The following is a 21,691-nucleotide window of genomic DNA, read 5'->3' as shown; positions in this document are numbered from 1 at the left end:
CCTATATGCGTACAAGTCTGGTCGGGATTGTGGCAAACGCAGTGTTAACAAACGTGACAATCCGATGGATTGGGAAATCAATCGATACGATTTTGCACCCAATACAATTCGAATTTTGGGTACGCAAGCCCTCCAAAACCCTATTGGCAGCCCCTTCCGGTCCCATGGCCTTCCGCTTCCTTTTGCAGTTGTTGCAGTTGTGCACGCGCCTGGCATGGGGGCTGGCCTTGCTGCCGCTGGCCTGGAGCGCCCAGGCCGCCACGCCCGCGGTGGCGCTGTACTACGGCCATGAAATCCCCCTGGGCGAGTTCCGCGCCTTCGATCTGTTGGTGGTGGACCCCGACCACGAGGCGGCGCGCCAGGCCCGCGCGCTGGAGCCCGCCACCAAGGTGTATGCCTATGTCTCGGTGACCGAAGTGCAGCCCTCGCGCGGCTACCACGCGGACATCCCGGCGGACTGGAAACTGGCGCGCAACCAGGACTGGCAGTCGGAGGTCATCGACCAGAGCGTGGCGGCATGGCCCGATTTCTTCGCCAGCCGCGTCGTCGCCCCCCTGTGGGAGCGCGGCTTCCGGGGGTTCTTCCTCGACACGCTGGACTCCTACCGCCTGGCGGGCACGTTCGACGAGCAGGCCCAGCAGCAGGGGCTTGTGCGGGTGATCGAGACACTGCACCAGCGCTTCCCCGGCATCCGGCTCATCCTCAACCGGGGTTTCGACATCCTGCCGCAGGTGCGGGGCATGGTCGAGATGGTGGCCGCCGAATCGCTCTACCAGCGCTGGAATGCCAAGACCCGGCGCTACGAGGAAGTGCCCAACCAGGACCGGCAATGGCTCATGGACCAGCTGCGCACCGTCCGGCAGCGCGACGGCCTGCCCGTGCTGGTGATCGACTACGTCTCGCCGCACGACCGGGCGCTCACGCGCGCCACAGCCCAAAGGATCCTGCAGGATGGCTTCATCCCCTGGGTCACCGACGCGCAGTTGGCGACCATCGGCATGGGCAGCATCGAACCGGTGCCGCGGCGCGTGCTGGTGCTCTACAACGGCGGCGAATCGCCCGCGCTCAACTACGCCAACGCCCACCGCTTCCTGCAGATGCCGCTCAACCACATGGGCTACGTGACGGACTACGTGGACGTACGCGACAGCCTGCCCGGCCTGATGGCGCGCGACCGCTATGCCGGCGTGGTGAGCTGGTTCTCCGGCTACGTGCCTGCGGCGAAACGCGCCGGCCTGAGCCAATGGCTGCAGGCGCGCATCCACGAAGGCATGCCGCTGGCGGTGGTGGGCGACTGGGGCATGACGCCCGACCGCGTCCTCACGCGTAGCCTGGGGCTGGCGCTCGACAGGGCCGAGCCCCAGGGCGCATTGCGCCAGGTGCAGCTCGCCCCCATGATGGGGCTGGAGAACCCGCTCCCCCTGCCCTCCCGGCAGACCGAACTGGTGCAGCTGGCGCCCGACATGGCGCGCCAGGCCCAGCCCCTGGTGGAGCTGCGCGACGCCCGCGGCCGCACCTTCGTTGGCGGCGCCATCACCCCCTGGGGCGGCTTCATTCTCGACCCCAACGTGCTGTTCGAGATCCCCGGAACGGAGGACGCGCGCTGGCTGGTCGATCCCTTCGCCTTCCTGCAGCAGGCCCTGCGCCTGCCCGCCATTCCGGTGCCCGACACGACCACGGAGAACGGCCGCCGCCTGTTGCTGGCCCATGTGGACGGCGACGGCTTTCCCTCGCTGGCGGAGTTCCCCGGCAGCCCGCTGGCCGCCCAGGTGCTGCTCAAGGAGATATTCGAGAAGTACCGCATCCCCCAGACCATGTCCGTCATCGAAGCCGAGGTGGCCCCCGACGGCCTGTACCCCGGCCTGAGCCCGCGCATGGAGGAAGTGGCGCGCAAGATGTTCCGCCTGCCCCACATCGAGGTCGGCAGCCATACCTATAGCCACCCCTTCCTGTGGGACGCGAACGTGCAGCACGGTCTTTTCAAGGAGAACCCGGAGGCGGCGCAGTCCCTGGTGGTTCCCGGCTACACCATGGACCTGGAGCGCGAGATCGTGGGCTCAAGCCACTACATCAACGAGCGCCTGGCGCCCAGCGGCAAGCCCGTCAAGGTCCTGCAATGGACGGGCGACACGGCGCCCAGCGCCCGTGCGCTGGAGATCACCCACCGCGCCGGGCTGCTGAACATCAACGGCGGCGACACCTCCATCAGCCGCGCCAACCCCTCGCTCACGGCCGTGGGGGCGCTGGGCATCCGCAAGGGCGGGTTCTTGCAGGTCTACGCCCCCATCACCAACGAGAACATCTACACCAACCTGTGGACGGGGCCGTACTACGGTTTCGAGCGCGCCATAGAGACCTTCGAGATGACGGACAGCCCCCGGCGCATCAAGCCCGTGGGCATCTACTACCACACCTACTCGGCCAGCAAGCCCGCCGCGCTCAAGGCGCTGAAGAAAGTCTACGACTGGGCCCTCGCGCAGCCCCTGCACCCCGTACACGCCTCCGAGTTCGTCACCAAGGTGCAGGACTTCTACGACTACGCCATGGCCCGCGATGGCGAGGGCTGGCGCCTGCGCAGCAGCAATGGCGCCCTGCGCACCGTGCGGCTGCCCCCGGCGCTGGGGCTGCCCCGGCTAGGCGCCAGCCAGGCCGTGGCGGGCTGGCGCCGGGGCGGCGAAGGCCTGTACGTGCACCTGAGCGGACCGTCCGCCTTCCTGCAAACGGACGGCCGCGAGGCCGCCACCCCCTACCTGCACGACGCCAACGCCCGCCTGGTCGACTGGCAGGCCGAGGGCGATGGCCGGCGCGTGCAATTCACGCTCCAGGGCCATGTGCCGCTGGAGTTTGCCCTGGCCAACACCCAGGCCTGCCAGGTGCGCGCCGGCCAGCGCACCCTCACCGCCCTGCGCCCTGCCGCACAGGACCGCACCGCAGTGCAACAGTTCAAGCTGCCCGATGCCGCCGCCCAGATCCAGATCCTCTGCCCAGAGCGTTGAGCGGCCCATCCTTGCGCCCAACTGGCTCGTCGCGCTGCTCACCGCCATGGCGTGCGGCGCGCTGTGGCTGCTATACCCGCGCCAGGACCTGGAGCAGCGCCTGGCGACGAGCGGCGAGACCGAGCTGTCCACCGCCTACCTGAACAACCTGCTGCGCAGCGACCCCGACAACCCGCGCCTGCGCCTGCTGCTCGCGCAGCGCCAGATCGCCCATGGCGACACCGCCAGCGCGCGCACGACGCTGCAGCCCGCCCTGGACTCGGCCGACCCCGCATTGCGCAAGGAAGCGCTGTGGGCGCAATGGGACCTGCTCCACTCCGAGTACCGGCATGTCCCGGACCGCGAGCCTGACAGGCGGCTCGCGCTGCTCGATGGGCTGCGGCGGCACATACGCCAGCTGGCGCAGGAAGGCTGGCCCCAGGAGCGGCAGGATAGGCTGGCAGCCTTGGCCAGTCAGTTCGGCGAGCAGGAGATCGCCCTGGCACTCAGTCGCCGGGAAGCCCCGCAGGACCCGCGCGAGGCCGCCCTGTACTACGAGCGCGAAGCCAGGGAAGCGCTGGCGCGCGGCGACTACGAGGGCTGCGCGCAGCTCTACCTGTCCGCGCGCGACAGCACCCCCGACCCAGCCCAGGCCAAGGCGTACTACGGCGCGGCCATTGCCGCACTGCGGTCGGGCAACCAGACCGCGGCCGCCCTGGAGCTGGCCGAGCGCGAGCTGGGCCCCCTGGCCGACGACCCGCAGACCCTGTTCATGCTCACGCAGCTGGCACGCGCCGCAGGCCGCCCCGACGTGGCCGAGCACTACGTGCGCCGCCTGCTGCGCATGGCGCTCGAACGGCAGGCCACCCAATGGGCCAGCGCCGAGCAGGACTTCGCGCTGCGGCCCGTCGCCTGGCGCCCGCAGCCGCCTGCCGCGCTGGCGGGGCCGGTGTTCGACGATGGCGCCGACCTGCTCGTGCATCCGGCCCTGCGCCTCGCGCAGCAGGTGGCGGACAAGGCCTCCGCCCGGCCTTCGCCCGCCCTGCCCTTCGACGACAAGACCTACACCCTGGGCTACGAGGTGTTCCTGGAAAACCGCAAGCTCGAGGACGCCTGGACCATCGCCAACGCCGCGGTGCGCCAGAACCCCGCCGACATGCGATGGCGCGAGCGCCTGGCACAGGTGTCTGAGTGGACGCAGCGCCCCGGCATCGCGCTGGAGAACTGGCTCGTCCTGGCGCGCCAGACGAACCAGGACGCCGCCTGGCAGGCCGTGTTGCGGCTGGCGCCGGGCCAGTTCGACGATGCAGCGCTGGTGCAGGCGCTGCGCCACCAGCTGCGCAGCCGCTCCGGCGACCCGCGCCTGATGCGCGCCCTGGTCGATGCGCAGGAACGCCTGGGTGAACCCCAGCCCGCCATCGACTACCTGCGCCAGCACGCGCAGGACCCCGAGGCGCTGGAGCTGCTGGCGCAGCTGGCCGAACGCGCAGGCCAGCCCGATCTGGCCCTGCAGACCTGGCGGCAACTGCTGGCCGACCCTGCACAGATCACCCCCGAGCGCGCCATGCATGCCGCCGTGCTGGCCCTGCAGCACCGCCAGCCCGAACTGGGCCTGCAATGGCTGCAGGCCGTGCAGGACCACCCTCCTGCGTCCGCTGAAGCGGCCGCCGAGCTGTGGCGCTTCACGGGCGACCTGGCCAGGAGCCGGGCGCGCGACCAGCTCGCCATTGCCGCCTACCGCAAGCTGGTGGACGCGCAACATGCCGACGTCGCGGACTACGACGCACTCATCGGCCTGCTGCAGCAGGACCAGCCCCTGGAGGCCGCCAAGGTGGCACTGCTGGCCTGGCAGCAGCACGATGAGCCGCGCCACCTGATCGAGGCCCTGACCCTGTACTCCAGCCGCAACCAGTGGAACGAATTCGCGCACGCCCTGGATCAGCTCGACCCCACCCCCGACGCCGCGCGCCATTCCCTGGCCCGAATGCGCCGCTCGGGGCAATTCCTGCGCCTGGTGGGCGGCTACCACCACAACGCCGGGCGGTTCGCAGAGGCGCGGCAGTACTACGAAGAGGGGCTGGCCATCGATCCGGCGTCCTCCGACATGCGCCAGGCACTGCTGTGGCTGCTCATCGACAGCAACGACGCGGCCTCGATCCGCCGGCTGCTGGCCGCGCACGAACAGGCCTGGAGCGCGGACGAGGACCTGCATGAGGCGCTGGCGGCCGCCTACCAGGCCTTGTCGCTGCCCCAGGTGGCGCTGCACCGCTACCTCAGCCCCCATGTGGCCGAACGCGAAGGCGACTTCCTCTGGCTCATGAACTACGCCGATGCCCTGGAGCAGAACCAGGAGGCGGATCGCGCCTGGCGCCTGCGCCGCCACCTGCTGTCGCAACAATGGCAGGAGGGGCGGAACGGCCGGCGCCTGACTCCCGCGCAGGCGCGCCAGCGCTGGCTCACCGAGGAAGGGCTGGAGGCCACGCAGCGCGTCGCCCGCGCGCGCCTGATCCTGCTGCAAAGGCCCGGCGACCCTGCACAGGAGGTGCTGCGCGAGCTACTGCGCCTGGATCGCGATGCCCAGGGCGGCTACTCCAACGCCGCGGCCGAAACCGCCATAGGTTGGCTGCAGGACGCCGGCGAATACACGGCCGAACGCGGCTTCCTGTGGCACCAGTACGCGCGCAGCCGCAGCCTGCGCACCAATCGCCCGCTGTGGGCCGAGATCACCGTGGCCCTGGCCGAGGACGACAAGGCCGCCGCGGGCCAGCTGCTGCAGGAATTCGACGAGCGCCTGCCGCGCTACGACCGCGTCAATACCGCTGCCGCGGTGGGCGACATCCGCCTGGCGCAGAGCGCCGCCTTCGAGACGCAGGAAAGCCAGCCCGACGACAACCCGCTGCACCTGCAGCTCACGGACAACCTGCTGGCCTTCAGCGACCACGCCGGCATGCTCTCGCGGCACAGCGACCTGGGCGCCATCGACGAAGATCAGGCCGAGGCCCGGCTGCACCTGGCCATCAGCCCGCGCCTGTCGCTGGACCTGGACGCGAGCCGCATCCAGCGCCGCGTCACGGCGCCCGACCAGCTGCGCGACGCACCCGGCGAGGACATCGCGGGCGCGCTGCTGCGCTGGGGCCATGCCGACGGCGAGACCCGGCTGCGCGTGGCCAGCCGCCGGGGGTACGCGGACACCACGCCCCTGTCCATCGAGCACGAGCAGCGCCTGGACAACCGCCTGTCCCTGCGCGGCGAACTGGGCTGGCACCTGCCCAGCGAGGAAAGCCTGGCGCTGCGCCTGGGCGGCATGAAGACGCGCGTGGCCGCTCACCTGCGCTACCAGGCCACGCGCCAGGACAGCCTGCTGCTGTCGCAGTGGAGCGAGCAGTACCGCCTGCAGACGGGCGCCGAGGTGGGCCGCGGGCGCCACACCGCGATCGAATACTCGCACGCCTACCGCCAGGACGCGCCCACGTGGGAATGGGGCGCCTTCTGGTCCACCCACCGCTTCGAGCGCCGCCACCCCTTCTTCCTGGGCCAGCAGGGCCAGGACTTCCTGCAGCGCTTCGCGCCCGCGGGCGTCACGAGCCTGGGCCTGGACTACTTCCTGCCCGAGAGCTTCCAGTTCTACGGCGTGCGGCTGTCCACCAACATGCGCTTCGAGCAGGACCACACGCGCGCGCTGCGGCCCTTCGCGAGCGTAAGCCTCACCCGGCACAGCCTGCTGGGCGCGGGCTACGACCTGCGCCTGGGGCTGGCCGGCAGCGTGCTGGGCCCGGACCATTTGCGCCTGAGCTTCGGCCTGGGCAAGTCAGGCGTGCAGTCCCTGGGACTCACGCGCGTGCTGGAACTGTCGTACCGGCTTCATTTTTAAGACCATCGAGGAGAACCCTTCATGCTCCACCGCCGCCCCTCTCGTGCACGCCAGCTGGGACTGCTGCTGGCCACGGGCGCGATCGCCCTTCTCAGCGCCTGCTCCACCCTGGACCAGAGCCACCCGCCGCAGCTGGCCCGCCAGGCGAGCTGGGTGGTGCTGCCCTTCGCCAACCACACCGAGACCCCGCTGGCGGGCCAGCGCGCCGAGGCCATCGCCCAGGCGCTGCTGAGCGCGCAGGGCGTGGGCCAGGTGCGCCGCACTCCCGCCACCACGCAGCAGGAAGCGCTGTTCGGCGCCGGCGACGCGCAGCGCTCCGAAGACGCGCTGGCCTGGGCGCGCGAGCAGAAGATCCGCTACGCCCTCGCGGGCAGCGTGGAGGAGTGGCGCTACAAGGTGGGCGTGGACGGTGAGCCCGCCGCAGGCGTCACCCTGCAGATTCTGGACGTGGCCACGGGCGACACCCTGTGGAGCGGCTCGGGCGGCCAGAGCGGCTGGAGCCGCGAGGCGCTGTCGGCGGTGGCGCAGAAGCTGATCCGCAAGCTGTTGCAATCCGGCCTGGCCGGCAGCCGCTGAACGCCGCATGCCAACACCCTCCGACAGCCCCGGCGCACGCCGCCAGACGGCCGGTGAAAACGCCCGTCCACGGGCGCTCCCAGGCACGGGCCTGCCCAGGCATCTGCTGGGCAGGCTGGCCATCGCGGCCACCCATCCCGCCGTCACCGTGGGCGAGACCCTGCTGCTGCCCCTGCTGGCCGTCGCACTGGGCCTGGCCTGGGCGCCACAGGACCCGCTGCAGATCCAGGCCACATTCCCATGGCCCTGGCTGGCGCCCGTGGTGCTGGCCCTGCGCTACGGCCCCATGGCGGGCCTGGGCGGCGCCAGCGTGCTGCTGGCCTGCTGGCTGGGGCTCAACGCGGGGCACTGGGGCGACTTCCCCCAGCTGTACTTCCTGGGGGGCTTGATCCTGGTGATGCTGGTGGGCGAGTTCTCCAGCCTCTGGCAGGCGCGCACGCGCCGCGCCGAGACCCTGCAGCTGTACCTGGACCAGCGCCTGGAGCACCTGGTGCGCCAGCACTACCTGCTGCGCCTGTCGCACGACCGCCTGGAGCAGGAGCTCATCGCCCGCCCCATGTCCATGCGCGACGCGCTCGCGGCGCTGCGCCACGCCGGGAGCGAGGACGGCGGCGACGCCCTCGCCCCGCAGGCGCTGCTGCGGCTGCTGTCGCAGTACTGCCAGCTGGAGTGCGCGGCCATGCACGCGGTGTCCGACGGGCACGCCGCCGCCCGGCCCAGCGCCAGCATAGGCGCCTACGACGGCCTGCACGCCGACGACCCGCTGGTGCGCCAGGCCCTGCAAACGGGCCAGCTGTGCCACGTGAGCCAGGCCGTGACGGCGCAGCAGGACACGCGCTACCTGGTCGCCGCGCCGCTGCTCGACCTGGCGGGCGACATGTACGGCCTGCTGGTGGTACAGGACATGCCCTTCTTCGCCCTGCAGGAGGAAAGCCTGCAGACCATGCAGCTGCTGCTGGGCTACTACACCGACGGCCTGTCCATGAGCCAGCTGGCCCAGCCCATCGTGCAGCAGTTCCCGGACTGCCCGCCGCTCTTCGCCTTCGAGCTCCAGCGCCTGGCCCACATCCACAGAAGCACCCAGGTGCCCAGCATCGTCGTGGCCCTGGAGCTCCAGCAGCGCGCGCTGGAGCAGGACCTGCCCCCGCAGATCGAGCGCCTCAAACGCGAGCTCGACGAGGTCTGGCGGATCGAGGCGCCCGGACGCCAGGTGCTGGCCGTGCTCATGCCGCTGGGCAACGCCACCACGGCCGAGGGCTACATCCACCGCCTGGAGGGCTGGATGCAGCACAAGAGCCAGCAATCGCTGGCCCAGGCCGGCATCTTCCCGCACGTGGTGCAGCCCGACAGCGCGCAGCCCGTGCGCACCGTGCAGCGCCTGCACGCCATCGCCCATGCTTAACCTCAAGCTAGGCCTGTCGGCACTGGGGCTGGAGGTCAGCGCCTGGAGCGGCGCATGGCTGCTGGCCGAGCGCTCGGACGCGGCCCTGGCCAGCTATCTGCTGTTGCACGCCGCGGCCAGCGTGCTGCTGTCGCTGTCGCTGCTGCCGCTGCTGCCGCCGCGCCTGTCCAAGCCGCGCTGGGCCACCCTGCTGCTCATGACGGCCTGCAGCTACGCCGTGCCCGTGGCGGGGTTCCTGGGCGTGATAGCGGCCTTCGTCATCCTGCGCCTGTACCGCCGCAGGTCGCTCCCGGAAGACTTCGATGCGGTGCAGCTGCCCGAATTCGACCAGCACCAGCGCCGGCAGAGCCAGTTCCGCCACGCCGGCCTGCACTCGTTCCTGACCAACGCCCAGGTGCCGGTACAGGCGCGCATGCGCGCCATGGCCGCGCTGCAATACGCCTCGGGGCGCACGGCCTCGCCGCTCCTGCGCAGCGTGCTCGGCGACGCGAGCGAAGACCTGCGCCTACTGGCCTACGGCATGCTCGACAACCTGGAGAAACGCATCAACCGCGCCATCGACAGCGAGCTCGACGCCCTGCAGGCCGCGCTCCCGGACAGCAGCCAGCAGCTGCAAAGCGCGCACCGCCTGTCCGACCTGTACTGGGAGCTGGTGTACCAGGCGCTGGTGCAGGGCGACCTACACGCGCACGCCATCCAGGAATCCCTGCGCTACTGCCAGTTGGTGCTGCAGCGGCAGGAAGGCAACGCCGCCATGCACCTGCGCCGCGGGCGCCTGCTGCATGCGCTGGGCCGCACCCAGGAAGCGGAACACGCCTACGACAAAGCCCGCGCCCTGGGCCTGCCCGCGACCCGGGTGCTGCCCTACCTGGCGCAGCTGGCCTTCGAGCGGCGCGACCACGCGCAGGCGCAGGCGCTGATGCGCGAGCTCAGGCAATGGGGAGCGCTGCCGCGCCTGCGCCCCGTAATCGACTACTGGAGCCAGCGGCCATGAACCACCCCAAGGCACAGTCGGCCGACATCGCCCTGATGCTGGAGGGCACGTTCCCCTACGTGAGCGGCGGAGTGTCGAGCTGGATCAACCAGATCATCCGCGCCTACCCCGAGTACCGCTTCGCCATCGTCTTCCTGGGCAGCCGGCGCGAGGACTACGGCGGCTTCAAGTACCCGCTGCCCGACAACGTGGTGCATTTCGAGGAGCATTTCCTGCACGAGCAGGCCCACTGGCACCCGCAGCCGGCCGCGCGCAGGGGCGACGCGCAGGGCCAGGCGCTGGTGCAGCGCCTGCTGGACGCCTTCGACCAGGGCCCGGCGGCTCCCCGAGCCATGGAGGCATTCCGCGAAGTGGCGCAGCAGATGATGCCCGGCGGATCCGTGCAGCTCGGGGATTTCCTCTACAGCAAGCGCGCCTGGGACATCATCTGCGGCATCTACCGCGCACATTGCGCCGACCCCTCGTTCGTCGATTTCTTCTGGACCGTGCGCCTCATGCTGCAGCCGCTGTGGCTGCTGGCGCGCGTGGCGCGGCAGCTGATCCCCGTGCGCGCGGTGCACTGCGCCTCCACCGGCTACGCGGGCTTCCTGGGCGCGCTGCTGGCGCAGACGCGCGGGGTGCCGCTCATCCTGTCGGAGCACGGCATCTACACCAAGGAACGCAAGATCGACCTGTTCAAGAGCGAGTGGATACGCGACAACCGCAACATCTTCCAGCGCGACCCGACCGAGCTGTCGTACTTCCGCCAGATGTGGATCCACTTCTTCGAGTGGCTGGGGCGCTACTGCTACGCGCATGCCGATCCCATCCTGGCCCTGTACGAGGCCAACCGGCTGCGCCAGGTGCAGGACGGCGCCGCGCCCGAGCGCACCGCCAACATCCCCAACGGCATAAAGCTCGAACGCTTCGCCCCGCTGCGCGCGCAGCGGCCGCTTGAGCCGCCGCCGGTGCTGTGCCTGATAGGGCGCGTGGTGCCCATCAAGGACATCAAGACCTTCATCCGCGCCATGCGCCGCGTGGTCAACCAGCGCCCCGACGCCCAGGGCTGGATCGCCGGCCCCGCCGAGGAAGACCCGGCCTATGCCGAGGAATGCAGTAACCTGGTGCGCAGCCTGGGCCTGCAGGAGCATGTGCGCTTCCTCGGCATGCAGCGCGTGGAGGACCTGATGCCGCGCATCGGCCTGGTGGTGCTGTCCTCCATCAGCGAAGCCCTGCCCCTGGTGCTGCTCGAAGGCTACGCGGCCGGCGTGCCTGCCGTTTCCACCGACGTGGGCTCGTGCCGCCAGCTCCTCGAAGGGCTCGACGAGGAAGACCGCGCGCTCGGGCCTTCTGGCGCGGTGGTGCCGATCGCCGAGCCGCAGCAGTTGGCCGATGCCGCCCTGCAGCTGCTGGGTGACACCGCCGCCTGGCAGGCCGCCAGCCGCGCGGCCATCGCCCGCGTGGAGCGCTACTACACCGACACCCTGATGTTCGACCGCTACCGCCAGGTCTACGAACACGCCCTGGCACGCACCCCGGGAGCAGCCTGATGGCCGGCATTGGATTCGAACTGCGCCACATGCTGCGCAAGAACACCCTGCTGAGCCTGGTGCAGGCCTACGCCTACGCGGGCGTGATCGGCTCGGGGCCCTGGGTGCTGTCCATCGTCGGCATCCTGCTCGTCGGCATCTTCAGCGCCAGCGTGGTCGTGCCGGCCACCCTGGTGACGCAGTTCCAGACCTCGGTCACCTACCTGGTGGCCAGCAGTCTGATCTACACCAGCCTGGTGCAGCTCGCGTTCACCCGCTTCATCTCCGACCGCCTGTTCGAGAAGCACAAGCACCTGGTCATGCCCAACCTGCACGGCCTGATGGTGATCGTGCTGCTGGGGGCTGGGGTTCTGGCCACGCTGGCGCTGTTCATCGTGCTGCCGGGCCTGGGCCTGGCCTACCGGCTGCTCATGCTGGCGGGCTTCATGCTGATGAGCGGCGTATGGGTGCTCACGGTGCTGCTGTCGGGCATGAAGCGCTACAAGGCCATCGTCGGCCTGTTCGGCCTGGCCTACGGGCTGATCGTGGCCAGCGCCCTGCTGCTGCGCCCCTGGGGCCTGGAGGGGCTGCTGGGCGCCTTCGTGCTCGGCCACTTCGTGCTGCTGGCGGGCATGTGGCTGCTGGTGGTCAAGGAGTTCCATCCCGCGCGGCAGCTGATCTCCTTTGACTTCCTGCAGCCCGACAAGCTCTACCCGTCGCTGGTGGCGGTGGGCCTCCTCTACAACCTGGGCATCTGGGCGGACAAGTTCATGTTCTGGTTCTTCCCGCCCACCTCGCAGCCCATCATCGGCCACCTGCGCGCCTCGCTGATCTACGACCTGCCGGTGTTCCTGTCCTACCTGTCCATCATCCCCGGCATGGCGGTGTTCCTGGTGCGCATAGAGACCGACTTCGTCGAGTACTACGACAAGTTCTACGACGCGGTGCGCGGCGGCGGCTCGCTCGAATACATAGAGGCCATGCGCGATGAGATGGTCTACGCCATCCAGCAGGGCCTGGGCGAGATCGCCAAGATCCAGACCCTGGCCGTGCTCGTGACCTTCGTAGCCGGCCCCTGGCTGCTCGACACCCTGGGCATCTCGCGCCTGTACCTGCCGCTGCTGCACGTGCAGGTGGTCGGCGCCGGCCTGCAGGTGGGCCTGATGGCCGTGCTCAACGTGTTCTTCTACCTGGACCAGCGGCGCACCGTGCTGCTGCTGTGCGCCATGTTCGTGCTGCTCAACGTGGCGCTCACGGGCCTGACCCTGGCGTTCGGCGCCGCCCTGTATGGCTACGGCTTCGCCCTGGCCACCCTGCTGACCCTGGCCGCAGGCCTGCTGCTGCTGTCGCGGCGCCTGCATCGGCTGGAGTACCAGACTTTCATGCTGCAATAGAGCGATTCGGGAACCGGCGCTGTGGGCACAATCGCAGCTGCAGTCCCGCAAGTACTTCCCAGACCCCATGCATCTCCGTTCGCGCCCCTCTCATTCCCTTGCCGCATCTCTGCTGACCCTGGCCGCGGCCTTGACCGGCTGCGGCGGTGGATCGGGCCAGGGAAGCGACTCCGGCTCTTCGCCCGCCGCATCCAGCGCCGAGGTGGCCTTCACCGCCCCCGCCGAAGCCGACAACGTGCATACCGTCAACACTCCCGTGCAACTGCAGCTGAGCGTCAAGATCGCCGGCGCGGCGGCACCCGACGGCACGGCCATCACCCTGAGCGGCCCGGCCAGCGCCAGCTTCGCGCCCGTGCAGCCGCAGACCCGCGGCGGGGTGGCCACCTCCAGCCTGACCGCCGCGCAAGCCGGCGAGATGCAGTTGCAGGCCCTCGCGGCGGCAACGCAGGACAAGGCCGGCGCCGCCACGCGCACGCTGTACATCCGCCCGCAGCCCCAGCCGCTGGAACTGCTGGTCCCGGCGTACTTCAGCGCGGGCCCCGGTTCGGATTGGGAAAAGCTGGCCAGCGGCGCGCAGAGTTTTCCGGCGGTGCCCATCACGGCCATCCTGAACCCGAGCAACGGCATCTTCACGAAGGAAGACCCCCTGTTCACGGCGGCCATCACCGCCTTCCGGCAAAACGGCGGAAAGGTGCTGGGCTACGTCTACACCCGCTATGGCACAGGAGCGCGCTCGGTCGCCGACATCCAGCGCAACATCGACAACTACCGCAAGATCTACGGCACGCAGGTCGATGGCTTCTTTCTCGACGAGATGGACGCGACCAGCAAGCAGCTGGGCTTCTACCGCGAGATCTACCAGTACATCAAGGGCCTGGACTCCCGGTTGCGCGTGGTGGGCAACCCTGGCACCTACCCGGTCGCCGATTCCGCCAGCGTGGTCGATGCCCTTGTGAGCTTCGAGGGCCAGGCCGTCGATTACCGCAGCGTCACCCCCCAGCCCGCAAACAAGTGGGTCTACAACCTGGCCAACGGCGCGCAGGCGGCGCTGGTGCATGACGCGGCGAATTGCGGCGCCATGCAGGAGGTGCTGCGGTCCGCCAACACGCCTCAGCGCAACACCGGCCTGGTCTACGCCACGGACCGGCACTATGACTACCCCACGAACACGGGCAACCCCTGGGCCACGCTTCCGGCCTATTGGGAGCAGATGCTGGGCACGGCGGACGCCATCAACAAGGGCCGCGCCCTGCCCGGCTGCTGAGCTTTCCTACGCGCCGGCCAGCTCGTCGGCGCGCGCCTGGGCCGCGGCGAAGTCCAGGTCGCCCGAGTAGATGGCGCGCCCGCAGATGACGCCTTCCACGCCTTCGTTTTCGACTTCGCAGAGCTTCTCGATGTCCGCGATGCCGGCCAGGCCGCCCGAGGCGATCACTGGGATGGTGAGGGCCTGGGCCAGCTTCACCGTCGCCTCGATATTGATGCCCGAGAGCATGCCGTCGCGGCCGATGTCGGTGTAGATGATGGATTCCACGCCCCAGTCCTGGAACTTGCGCGCCAGATCAACCACCTCGTGGCCGGTGAGCTTGCTCCAGCCGTCGGTGGCCACCTTGCCGTCCTTGGCGTCCAGGCCCACGATGATGTGGCCGCCAAACGCGCTGCACGCATCCTTGAGGAAGCCGGGGTTCTTCACCGCGGCCGTGCCGATGATGACGTACCGCAGCCCGGCGTCGATGTAGCGCTCGATGGTGTCCAGGTCGCGGATGCCGCCGCCCAGCTGCACCGGAATGTCGGCGCCCACCTCGGCCAGGATGGCCTTGATGGCCGCCTTGTTCTTGGGCTGGCCGGCAAACGCGCCGTTCAGGTCCACCAGGTGCAGGCGGCGCGCGCCCGCATCCGCCCACTTGCGGGCCATGGCGGCGGGGTCTTCGCCAAAGGTGGTCGATTGGTCCATGTCACCTTGCTTGAGGCGTACGCAGTGGCCGTCCTTGAGGTCGATGGCGGGGATGAGCAGCATGATGGTGAGCGGGGAATGGGGCGAGCCGCACAAGGCCCGGCCCTGCCGGGTTGAAGAATCAGGGCTTCCAGTGCAAGAAGTTGCGGTACAGCGCCAGGCCGTGCTCGGCGCTTTTCTCCGGGTGGAACTGGGTAGCAAAAATATTATCGCGTGCGATGGCCGCAGCAAAGGGGCCGCCGTAGTCAGCCTCGCCGGCGCAGTGCAGCGGGTTGGCCGGGCGCGCGTAGAAGCTGTGCACGAAGTAGAAGTAGCTGTCGTCGGGCACGCCCGCCCATACCGGGTGCGCCACGCCGCCGTGGCGCGCCTGGCGCACGCGGTTCCAGCCCATCTGGGGGACCTTGTAGCGGCTGCCGTCGGGCTGGGTGCGCCCGGCCAGGTCGAACTTGAGCACCTCGCCCGGGATCAGGCCCAGCCCGGGGGTGTCGCCCTCGGCGCTGTGGTCCAGCAGCATCTGCATGCCCACACATACGCCAAACAGCGGCTTGGACGCGGCAGCCTCCAGCACGGATTCGAGCAGGCCCGACTCCCGCAACTCGCGCATGCAGTCCGGCATGGCGCCCTGGCCGGGCAACACCACACGGTCGGCCGCGCGCACCTCATCGGGGTGCGCGGTAACCATTACCCGGAAACCGCTGCCCTGCGCCGCGACCTGCACGGCCTGCGAGACGGAGCGCAGGTTGCCCATGCCGTAGTCCACGACCGCGACGGTTTTTGCTTCACTATTCATAGCTGCTTGCGCTTGATGGATAAGCGTTACAGGCCAATTTGGCTTGAATTTTACAGGGAACCCTTGGTGGAGGGGATCACGCCTGCGGCGCGCGGGTCGCGCTCCAGCGCGGCGCGCAGCGCGCGCGCGAAGGCCTTGAACACCGTCTCGCACTGGTGGTGGGCGTTCATGCCCTTCAGGTTGTCGATGTGCAGCGTCACGCCCGCATGGTTCACGAAGCCCTGGAAGAATTCGTAGGTGAGCTGGGTGTCGAAACCGCCAATGCTCCCGGCGGTGAACGGAATGTGCAGGTGCAGCCCCGGGCGGCCCGAGAAGTCCACCACCACGCGTGACAGGGCTTCATCGAGCGGCACGTAGGCATGGCCGTAGCGGCGGATGCCCTTCTTGTCGCCCACGGCCCGCGCGAAAGCCTGGCCCAGCGTGATGCCCACATCTTCCACCGTGTGGTGGCCGTCGATGTGCAGGTCGCCGTCGCAGTCGATCTGCAGGTCGATCAGCCCATGGCGCGCGATCTGGTCGAGCATGTGGTCGAAGAAGCCGATGCCGGTGTGCAGGCTGGCCGCGCCGGTGCCGTCGAGATTCACGCGCACGGTGATGCGCGTCTCGGCCGTCGTGCGACTGACCTCGGCCGTGCGGTCGGGGCAGAGTTCTGCGGAAGAAGGAACGAGTGCGGAGGAAGTCATAGGGATGCCTGGAGCGCTGTGAGCATCTGGGCGTTGTCGGCACTGCTGCCCACCGTCAGACGCAGGCAGCCTGCCAGCAATGGATGCATTGTAGAAACGTTCTTGACGAGCACCTTGCGGGCCTTCATGCCCTCATAGGCGCGGGCGGCATCGGGCACACGCACCAGCACCATGTTGGCCTGGCTGTCCCACACGCGCTCAATGCCGGGCATGGCGCGCAGCGCGGCCAGCAGCTCGGTGCGCGCGGCACGCAGCTCGTCGGCCTGGGCGGCGAACACGTCGGCATGTTCCAGCGCGAACAGGGCGGCCTCGGTGTTCAGCACACTCACGTTGTACGGCGGGCGCACCTTGTCGACCTCGGCCACCAGCGCGGCGGGGCCGATCATGTAGCCCAGGCGCACGCCGGCCAGGCCGAACTTGGAGAGCGTGCGCATCAGCAGCACATGGCCGTTGCGCTCGGGCTGCGCGCGCATGCGCTCGATCCAGCTGCGGCTGGCAAAGGGCTGGTAGGCCTCGTCCATGACCACGATGCCGCCCTGCGCGCCGGCGGCGTCGATGATGCGCTGCACCACGGCCTCGTCCCACAGCGTGGCCGTGGGGTTGTTGGGATAGGCCAGGAAGGTGATGGCCGGGCGGTGCTGGGCGATCGCGGCCAGCATCGCGGCCTCGTCCAGCTCGAAGTCCGCCGTCAACGGCACGCCCACGAAGCCCAAGCCCTGCAGCTGCGCGCTCATCGCATACATCACGAAGCCCGGCACGGGCGCCAGCACGGTCGCCTGCGCACGCGCGCAGGCCAGCGCCACGAGGGAAATGAGCTCGTCGGAACCATTGCCCAGCAGCACGGCCGAGCCTGCCGGCGCCCCGGCGTAGGCTGCCAGCGCAGCCTTCAGGTCGTTCTGGCGCGTACCGGGGTAGCGGTTGAGCGCGAGTTGCCCCAGGCGCTGCCCCAGCGCGGCCTGCAGCGCGGGCGGCAGGCCGAAGGGGTTCTCCATCGCGTCCATCTTCAGGTAGCCGGTCGCATCGGCCACGACGTAGGCCTGCATGGCGCGCACGTCGTCGCGGATGCGCGCCAGCGCGGGCAGTTCGGCAGAGGGGGTTGTCATGCGTTCTTCACTCCATTCGATCGGGCGGCGCCGCCACATCAAGGGACAGCCAACGCGCAATGCAGCGGGTGCAGCACCTCCACACCGCCATACTGCGCACCCTGCGGCAGACTCAGCGACAACAGACTCGCGCAGCCGCTATGCTGCGCGGCGGCCAGCGCCAGGCAGTCGCCCCAGGCCAGTTGGTGCCGCGCCTCCAGCGCCCAGGCGGTCTCCAGCGTGGCAGCATCGATCTGCCAGGGCGTCCAGCTGTGGTAGCGGCGGATGGCCGCGCGTGCATCGCCGTGCGGCATGGGCGCGCTGGCGGCGCGCGTCACGGTGTCGTAAAACTCGGCCAGCACCTGGCTGCTGACACGCCCCAGGCGCTCGCGCCACAGCAAGTCCAGACAGGCCAGCACCGGGGCTTGCAGGGCGGCATCGGCGCCGTCCTCGGCGGCGACCAGCACGGCCGTGTCCACAAACACGGGTTGCGCCAGGCTGCGCTGCAGCGGCTGCGGCGCCTCACCTACGTGGGCAGGACTGCGCTCGAAGCCGTGGATACGCCGCGCTGCGGCGCCCGCGCGCCAGGTGCGCTCGTCCGTGCGCCAGGCGAGGTAGGCACGCTCGTAGGCGTCCTCGCGGCGCTGCATCTCGCCTAAAAAGTCCCCCACCATGCGCGACACGCTGGTGCCGCGCCGCGCCGCCTCGATCCGGGCCCATTCGAGCACCGGGTCGTCCACGGTAATGGTGACGTTCTTCATGCGCTCATCGTACACGAATTTCGTGTCACACGAAATTCGTGTTCATTCAGTTTGATGTGTTTTTCGCTTCTAAGGCTTGTTCATTCAGCGCCAAGCGCTCTCATTTTTGAAAAGACAAAGCCACCTCGCAAGGTGGCTTGGTAGAGGCGTACAGGCTGTCGGAGTGGTCAGGACTTGAGCCGCATCTCCGCCGCCCGTGCATGCCCCTGCAGCCCCTCGCCATGCGCCAGCACGCTGGCGATGCGGCCCAGGCTCTGCGCGCCCTGCTCGCTCACCTCGATGATGCTGCTGCGCTTTTGAAAGTCGTACACGCCCAGCGGCGACGAAAAGCGTGCCGTGCCGCTGGTGGGCAGCACGTGGTTGGGCCCGGCGCAATAGTCGCCCAGCGATTCGCTGGTGTAGGCGCCCAGGAAGATCGCGCCCGCGTGGCGCAGCAGCGGCTCCCAGCGGTGCGGCTCGCGGCTGCTCACCTCCAGGTGCTCGGGAGCGATACGGTTGCTGATCTCACACGCCTCTTCCATGCTGCGCGTGTGGATGAGCGCGCCGCGCCCGGTGAGGCTCTTGGCGATGATCTCGGCGCGCGGCATCTGGGGCAGCAGGCGGTCGATGGCGGACTGGACCTGGTCGATGTAGGCCGCATCGGGGCACAGCAGGATGGACTGCGCCAGCTCGTCGTGCTCGGCCTGCGAGAAGAGATCCATCGCCACCCATTCCGCCGGCGTGCTGCCGTCGGCCAGCACCAGAATCTCGCTGGGGCCGGCGATCATGTCGATGCCCACGGTGCCGAACACATGCTTCTTGGCGCTAGCCACGTAGGCGTTGCCGGGGCCGGTGATCTTGTCCACCTTGGGAATGGTCTGCGTGCCATAGGCCAGCGCCGCCACGGCCTGCGCGCCGCCGATGGTGAAGGCGCGCGTGACGCCCGCCACATGCGCCGCGGCCAGCACCAGCGGGTTTTTGGTGCCCTGGGGCGTGGGCACGACCATGATGATGTCCTGCACGCCCGCCACGTGCGCGGGAATGGCGTTCATGAGCACGCTGCTCGGGTACGCGGCCTTGCCGCCCGGCACGTAGATGCCCACGCGGTCCAGCGGCGTGACTTTCTGGCCCAGCAGGGTGCCGTCCTCGTCACGGTAGCTCCAGCTTTCGCCATTGGCCTTTTTCTGCGCCTCGTGGTAGCGGCGCACGCGGGCAGCGGCGGCCGTCAGCGCGTCGCGCTGCGCCGCGGGCAGGCCGTCGAAGGCGGCTTGCAGTTCGCTGGCCTTGAGCTCCAGCGACGGCAAGCCCTGCGCATGCAGGCCATCGAAGCGCTGCGTGTACTCCAGCACTGCGGCGTCGCCGCGCTCGCGCACGTCGGCCAGGATGCCCGCCACGCGCTGCTCGATGGCCGCATCCGTGTCCGCCGACCAGTGCAGGCGTGCGGAAAACTCCACCTCGAAAGTGTCGTCAGCGGTGGACAGGCGGACGGGAGCAGCTACGAATTGCATAGTGGACCTACTCAGAATGTACGAAAGAAATCGGCGCGCCGTTGCGGAAGCCGAGGGGTGCCCGGCCACGATGTTCTCACCATAACTCGGGCCACGGCGCGCGGTTGCAACGCCGGGCGATGGACGCGGAACCAAAGCGGCGCAGACGCAGCCCTGCGCACCCCTCAGCCCTGCGGCACGGCGGAGGCGAATGCGTCGATGATGCGGCGCAGCGGCGCCTGCTTCAGCTTCAGCGCGGCCTGGTTCACCACCAGGTGCGAACTGATGTCCATGATCTGCTCGACCTCCACCAGGTTGTTGGCCTTGAGCGTGTTGCCAGTGGAGACCAAGTCCACGATGGCATCGGCCAGGCCGGTGAGCGGCGCCAGTTCCATGCTGCCGTAGAGCTTGATGAGGTCCACGTGCACGCCCTTGCTGGCGAAGAAATCGCGCGCGATGCTGGTGTATTTGGTGGCCACCTTCAGGCGTGAGCCCTGGGTGACGGCCTCGCGGTAGTCGAAATCGGCGCGCACGGCCACGCTCACGCGGCACTTGGCAATCTTCAGATCCAGCGGGCGGAACAGCCCCTGGCCGCCGTGCTCGATGAGCGAGTCCTTGCCGGCCACCCCCAGATCGGCGCCGCCGTATTGCACGTAGGTCGGCACGTCGGTGGCACGCACCAGCACCACGCGCACCTCGGGGCGGCTGGTGGGCAGGATGAGCTTGCGCGACTTCTCCGGGTCTTCCAGCACCTCGATGCCGGCAGCGGCCAGCAGAGGCAGGGTTTCTTCGAAGATGCGGCCCTTGGACAGGGCGAGTGTGATCTGCTGCGTCATTGAATTCTCTCGATGTCGGCCCCCAGGCCGCGCAGTTTGGCTTCCATGCAGTCGTAGCCGCGGTCCAGATGGTAGATGCGGTCCACCAGCGTTTCCCCGTCGGCCACCAGCCCGGCGATCACCAGGCTGGCCGAGGCGCGCAGGTCGGTGGCCATGACGGTGGCGCCCGATAGCCGCGCGCCCGCAGGCGCGGCGCCGCCCAGCCCCTCGATCACCGCTACGCGGCCATCCGTGGTCTGGATTTTCGCGCCAAGGCGCAGCAGCTCGTTGACGTGCATGAAACGGTTCTCGAAGATCGTCTCGGCCACCGTGGCGGTGCCCTGGGCCACCACGTTCAGCGCCATGAACTGCGCCTGCATGTCGGTGGGAAAGCCCGGGTACTCAGTGGTGCGAAAGCCCTGCGCCTTGAGCAGCGCCGCGCCAGGGCTGCGCACGCGGATGCCACCCTCTTCCGGGGCCACCTGCACGCCCGCGTCGCGCAGTTTGTCGATCACGGCGTCCAGGTGGTCGGCACGCCCGTGGCGCAGCAGCGCATCGCCGCCCGTGGCGGCCACGGCGCACAGGAAGGTGCCGGCCTCGATGCGGTCGGCCACGACGGCGTGCTCGCAGCCGTGCAGCCGCTCGACACCCTGGATGCGGATGCGGCTGGTGCCATGGCCCTCGATACGCGCGCCCATCTTGATGAGCATCTCGGCCAGGTCCGCCACCTCGGGTTCCTGCGCGGCGTTCTCCAGCACGGTCTCCCCCTCAGCCAGCGTGGCGGCCATGAGCAGATTCTCGGTGCCGGTCACCGTGACCATGTCGGTGGTGATGCGCGCCCCCTTGAGTCGCGTCCACCCCTGCGGCAGCCTGGCGATCATGTAGCCGTGCTCGACCACGATCTGCGCGCCCATGGCCTGCAGCCCCTTGATGTGCTGGTCCACCGGACGCGATCCGATGGCGCAGCCGCCCGGCAGCGACACCGTGGCCTCGCCGAAGCGCGCCAGCAGCGGCCCCAGCGCCAGTACCGAGGCGCGCATGGTCTTGACCAGATCGTAGGGCGCCTCGGGCGTGGACAGGCCGCCCGCGTCCAGGCGCACTATGCCGGCCGCATCGGCCACGGAGCAGTCGGGGTTGGCGATGCGGTCCACCTGCACGCCCATGTTGCGGATGAGCCGCAGCATGGTGGCTACGTCCTGCAGGCGCGGCACGTTGTGCAGGGTGACCGGGTCGGTCGTGAGCAGCGCGGCGCACAGCTCGGGCAGCGCGGCGTTCTTGGCGCCGGAAATCGGCACCTCGCCCACCAGGGGGCGGCCACCGCGAATCAGGAGTTTGTCCATGGGTTTGCCGGTTGCTGCATTCAGTGCCAAAAATGGCTCTAGCGCTTATCTATCAAGCGGTAGCAGCTATTAAAAGAATAGTG

16 protein-coding genes and 1 pseudogene are annotated in these 21,691 nt (G+C 69.3%); 8 read left to right on the top strand and 9 right to left on the bottom strand.

Annotation, left to right across the window (positions count from 1 at the left end):
* Positions 1 to 164: 164 nt before the first annotated feature.
* From PCQ86_RS04710 to PCQ86_RS04675, 8 genes are all read left to right on the top strand, one after another.
* Positions 165 to 2,996: a bifunctional glycoside hydrolase 114/ polysaccharide deacetylase family protein gene (locus tag PCQ86_RS04710; protein WP_270174985.1), complete on the top strand. Its 2,832-nt coding sequence runs from the start codon at positions 165 to 167 to the stop codon at positions 2,994 to 2,996.
* Positions 2,956 to 6,846, top strand: coding sequence for a tetratricopeptide repeat protein (locus PCQ86_RS04705; RefSeq protein ID WP_246867474.1), 3,891 nt, complete (start codon positions 2,956 to 2,958; stop codon positions 6,844 to 6,846). The genes PCQ86_RS04710 and PCQ86_RS04705 overlap by 41 nt, the downstream gene beginning before the upstream one ends.
* Before the next feature lie 21 nt (positions 6,847 to 6,867).
* Positions 6,868 to 7,422, top strand: coding sequence for a hypothetical protein (locus PCQ86_RS04700; RefSeq protein WP_011804220.1), 555 nt, complete (start codon positions 6,868 to 6,870; stop codon positions 7,420 to 7,422).
* Between the two features lie 7 nt (positions 7,423 to 7,429).
* Entirely contained in the window at positions 7,430 to 8,824 is a 1,395-nt protein-coding gene (locus PCQ86_RS04695; RefSeq protein WP_270174984.1) for a PelD GGDEF domain-containing protein, read from the top strand.
* The gene (locus tag PCQ86_RS04690; RefSeq protein ID WP_011804218.1) at positions 8,817 to 9,818 is read left to right on the top strand and encodes a membrane protein; all 1,002 of its coding nucleotides are present in this window, start codon (positions 8,817 to 8,819) and stop codon (positions 9,816 to 9,818) included. The genes PCQ86_RS04695 and PCQ86_RS04690 overlap by 8 nt, the downstream gene beginning before the upstream one ends.
* Positions 9,815 to 11,347, top strand: a complete 1,533-nt coding sequence (pelF, locus tag PCQ86_RS04685; RefSeq protein WP_011804217.1) for a GT4 family glycosyltransferase PelF — start codon at positions 9,815 to 9,817, stop codon at positions 11,345 to 11,347. The genes PCQ86_RS04690 and pelF overlap by 4 nt, the downstream gene beginning before the upstream one ends.
* Complete coding sequence (gene pelG, locus PCQ86_RS04680; RefSeq protein ID WP_013517775.1) at positions 11,347 to 12,720, top strand: exopolysaccharide Pel transporter PelG; 1,374 nt, start codon at positions 11,347 to 11,349, stop codon at positions 12,718 to 12,720. Before pelF ends, pelG begins: the two co-directional genes overlap by 1 nt.
* Before the next feature lie 67 nt (positions 12,721 to 12,787).
* Positions 12,788 to 13,984: a spherulation-specific family 4 protein gene (locus PCQ86_RS04675; RefSeq protein WP_011804215.1), complete on the top strand. Its 1,197-nt coding sequence runs from the start codon at positions 12,788 to 12,790 to the stop codon at positions 13,982 to 13,984.
* A gap of 6 nt (positions 13,985 to 13,990) precedes the next feature.
* Here the strand turns inward: PCQ86_RS04675 and hisA are convergent, their stop codons facing one another.
* From hisA to murA, 9 genes and pseudogenes are all read right to left on the bottom strand, one after another.
* Positions 13,991 to 14,734 carry a 1-(5-phosphoribosyl)-5-[(5-phosphoribosylamino)methylideneamino]imidazole-4-carboxamide isomerase gene (hisA, locus tag PCQ86_RS04670; protein ID WP_220638560.1) on the bottom strand — a complete coding sequence of 248 codons (744 nt, stop codon included), beginning with the start codon at positions 14,732 to 14,734 and terminating at the stop codon, positions 13,991 to 13,993.
* A gap of 58 nt (positions 14,735 to 14,792) precedes the next feature.
* Positions 14,793 to 15,461, bottom strand: a complete 669-nt coding sequence (gene hisH, locus PCQ86_RS04665) for an imidazole glycerol phosphate synthase subunit HisH (protein ID WP_011804213.1) — start codon at positions 15,459 to 15,461, stop codon at positions 14,793 to 14,795.
* A 50-nt stretch (positions 15,462 to 15,511) separates the two neighbouring features.
* A complete protein-coding gene (gene hisB / locus PCQ86_RS04660; protein ID WP_270174983.1) occupies positions 15,512 to 16,144 on the bottom strand; it encodes an imidazoleglycerol-phosphate dehydratase HisB in 633 nt (210 codons plus the stop codon).
* On the bottom strand, positions 16,141 to 17,247 hold the full coding sequence (gene hisC / locus PCQ86_RS04655; RefSeq protein ID WP_011804211.1) for a histidinol-phosphate transaminase: 1,107 nt from the start codon (positions 17,245 to 17,247) through the stop codon (positions 16,141 to 16,143). The genes hisB and hisC overlap by 4 nt, the downstream gene beginning before the upstream one ends.
* 38 nt (positions 17,248 to 17,285) lie before the next feature.
* Positions 17,286 to 17,705: a PIN domain-containing protein gene (locus PCQ86_RS04650; RefSeq protein WP_256376608.1), complete on the bottom strand. Its 420-nt coding sequence runs from the start codon at positions 17,703 to 17,705 to the stop codon at positions 17,286 to 17,288.
* A 96-nt stretch (positions 17,706 to 17,801) separates the two neighbouring features.
* Positions 17,802 to 17,987, bottom strand: a pseudogene (locus PCQ86_RS19830) (PIN domain-containing protein); the annotation flags it as partial.
* Positions 17,988 to 18,154: 167 nt separating this feature from the next.
* Positions 18,155 to 19,474 carry a histidinol dehydrogenase gene (gene hisD, locus PCQ86_RS04645; RefSeq protein ID WP_047349914.1) on the bottom strand — a complete coding sequence of 440 codons (1,320 nt, stop codon included), beginning with the start codon at positions 19,472 to 19,474 and terminating at the stop codon, positions 18,155 to 18,157.
* A 164-nt stretch (positions 19,475 to 19,638) separates the two neighbouring features.
* On the bottom strand, positions 19,639 to 20,289 hold the full coding sequence (gene hisG, locus PCQ86_RS04640; RefSeq protein WP_011804208.1) for an ATP phosphoribosyltransferase: 651 nt from the start codon (positions 20,287 to 20,289) through the stop codon (positions 19,639 to 19,641).
* Complete coding sequence (gene murA / locus PCQ86_RS04635) at positions 20,286 to 21,608, bottom strand: UDP-N-acetylglucosamine 1-carboxyvinyltransferase (protein ID WP_270174982.1); 1,323 nt, start codon at positions 21,606 to 21,608, stop codon at positions 20,286 to 20,288. Before murA ends, hisG begins: the two co-directional genes overlap by 4 nt.
* Positions 21,609 to 21,691 lie beyond the last annotated feature (83 nt).

This window comes from Diaphorobacter sp. ED-3, assembly GCF_027625375.1.
Lineage (GTDB): Bacteria > Pseudomonadota > Gammaproteobacteria > Burkholderiales > Burkholderiaceae_C > Diaphorobacter > Diaphorobacter nitroreducens.
Note: the sequence above shows the minus strand (reverse complement) of the source record. Positions and strands in the feature narration are given on the sequence as shown.